The organism is Kitasatospora sp. NPDC051170 (assembly GCF_044455705.1).
Taxonomy (GTDB): domain Bacteria; phylum Actinomycetota; class Actinomycetes; order Streptomycetales; family Streptomycetaceae; genus Kitasatospora.
Genome location: NZ_JBITFA010000045.1, coordinates 1 through 2,544, shown reverse-complemented (window position 1 = coordinate 2,544; position 2,544 = coordinate 1). Strand labels below are relative to the sequence as shown.

Genomic DNA, 2,544 nt, shown 5'->3' with positions numbered 1-2,544 from the left:
CGCCTGGGTGCTCACGCTGCGGCTGGCCGTCTTCGGCGGCGTGATGCTCTACAGCGCGTACCCGGGCGGCGTGCAGCTCGGCGCCGGGGCCGTCGCCCTGGTCGCCGTCGGCCTGGTCGCCACCGGCCCGGAAGGGCTGGGCTACTGGACGCCGCCGGAGCCCACCGACGAGGAGGTGTACGCGGCGGACCTGTGGTTCCTCCTGCGGATCGCCCTGCGGCTGCCGGAGGACGAGCCGATGGAGAAGTGGCTGGCCGTCCCGGACTGGTTCGCCCCCGGCGCCCAGGTCCGCCTGGACCTCCCGCAGACCTTCGTGGGCACCGACCGCGACCGCGCGGGCCTGGACGACATCGTGAAGGTCCGCCTGCCCGGCCGGTGGTCCAGCCGGTGGAGCCTCATGGGCGGCGACCACCACGTCCTGTGGTCCCTGCGCCAGGCGCGGGAGCCGGTGGGCGACGAGGCGACGTACGGCCCGGCCCTGTGGCCGATCCTGCGCGAGCAGATCGCCCTGCCCGAGCCGGACCAGGCCTGGATGGAGGACTGGCTGACCATCCCGGCCGACCTCGCCGACGAGGACGCCACCGTGCGCCTGGTCCTGCCGCTGACGTTCGTCGGCGCCGAGCTGGACCGCCAGAACCTCACGACCCTGATCAACCTCAAGCTCCCCGGGGAGTGGGTGGCGCGGTGGCAGCTCAAGTCCGGGCAGCAGGACGGCGACCACTGGGTGCAGTGGACCCACAAGCCGCCGGCGCCCCCCAAGCCCGCGTGCCCGGCCTTCCTGGACTTCTTCGACCCCCGCGTGCAGGAGGCGATTTTCGCCTGCGCACCGGGTGAGGTGGTCCTCGGAATGGACGCCTTCGGCGAGATCGTGACGAAGCGCCTTGAGGGCGACAGCGCGCACTGGGCGCTTTCCATCGGATCCGGCGGTGGAAAGTCAAACTTGATCCAGTTCATCATCCTGCAATTGGCCTGGCAGGGCTGGACCATCGTGGCCACGGACCCCAAGCGTAATTCCGTCGCCTGCTTCTCTGGACTGCCCGGCTTTTACCTCTACAACGACCCTATGGCGGTCGGCGATATGCGCCGGGTCGTCTCCTGGTTCCGGAAGGTCGCGGAGGCCCGTCAATACGTTCAGCTCCGCAACGCGTCCATTTCCCTCCCGGGCGTCGTCCTCATTATGGAGGAGGCCAACGAAACGGCCGACCTTTCCAAGGAATGGTGGCGCCGCAATAAGCCGAATGGAGCGCCCGCCGGAGACCCGTTCTGGGCAGAGGTCGCCTCCTGCCTCCGCACCGCCCGCAGCGTCAACGGACACGTCATCGGAGTATTCCAGGACCTCCGCGACGACAAGACCGGAAACCAGGGCATGAGCGTCCTTTTCCCGGAAATCATCATGGGCAAAATCAAGGAGAAGCAGTGGGACCGCATTATCGGCGGTCGCATGCCGGATATCACCGCCAACGACCAGGCCGGGCGCATTCTCGTGAACCGCGACGGAGAGCGGATCTGGCTCCAGGTGCCGAGCTGCAACCCGCCCGAGGCCTCCCCCGCCCGGTACATGGAGTGGGCCCAGGAAGCCCGCTCCCGCCGCCCCTGGACCTACGACGCGGCAGGCCTCTACGGCACCCCGCCCAAGCCCCAGGAGCAGGAAGTGCCGGCCCTGCTGAAGGGCACGTCACATGACCCCGAGGTGAACCCCACCCCCGCGGTTCTGCTGGACAAGATCCCAGCTCAGAGCCGTGACACGGCCCGGACTGACATGCCGCATGACGCCGCCCTGGACGCCCTGCGTGACGCCATGGCGGACGGGCGCGACCCCGAGCTGAGGGCGGCCCTCCTGAACCTCCTGGCGCCCCGCACCGACCAGGCCGGGCAGGCGCCGGCCGACGCCCAGCAGGCCGCCCAGGCGCCCACCGAGGCCCCCGAGGAGCGCCTGCCCATCGCGGAGATCGCCCGCCGCTTCAAGGCCCTGGAAATCCCCATCACCGAGGCCAACATTCGCCAGCACAAGACCCGGAACAAGGACAAGTTCCCCACGGGGACGGGCCCCAAGAGCAATCTCTTCCTCGCGAGCGAAATCCGAGCCTATTTCCAGGAAGTAGAGGAAAGGAAGCAGAAGCGCGTAGGGGAGTAATTCCCCGAGAAATGCCCCCTCCATTCGAGGGGGCATTTTCATGGCCATTTCCGGGAAATTCCCATCGTGATATCGGGTCGGCATGGGACCTCCGGCGGGGTTTCCTGACGGCCAGGAAGTGATACACGACGCTACCCAAAATTCGCGTCACATCGTCAACGGGGGCCTCGAAAATGGCGAGAGAATGGGGCGAAAAGGGGCGCCACGGCGAATTCGATAAACGGCAAGAAGTCGAGTTGGATTCGACTCTAAAACCCCTCGTCGCGAAGCGGCGAAGGGTTAGGATTTTAATTCTTGAGGGGTCAGGAAAAGCCAACGAAAAGCGCTCGGAACAGAGCCCGAATTCCGCGAAGCGGGATTCGAAAAGGCTCAAAGAATGCGCATCGCGCATTCTTCGGCCCGGCTGGGCC

At 67.1% G+C, this 2,544-nt stretch carries 1 protein-coding gene; it reads left to right on the top strand.

Annotated elements, in window-relative coordinates; all coding sequences use genetic code 11:
* A partial coding sequence (locus ACIBCA_RS37135; protein WP_396287604.1) for a hypothetical protein occupies positions 1–2,134 on the top strand: 2,134 nt, incomplete at its 5' end.
* Between the last annotated feature and the right edge of the window lie 410 nt (positions 2,135–2,544).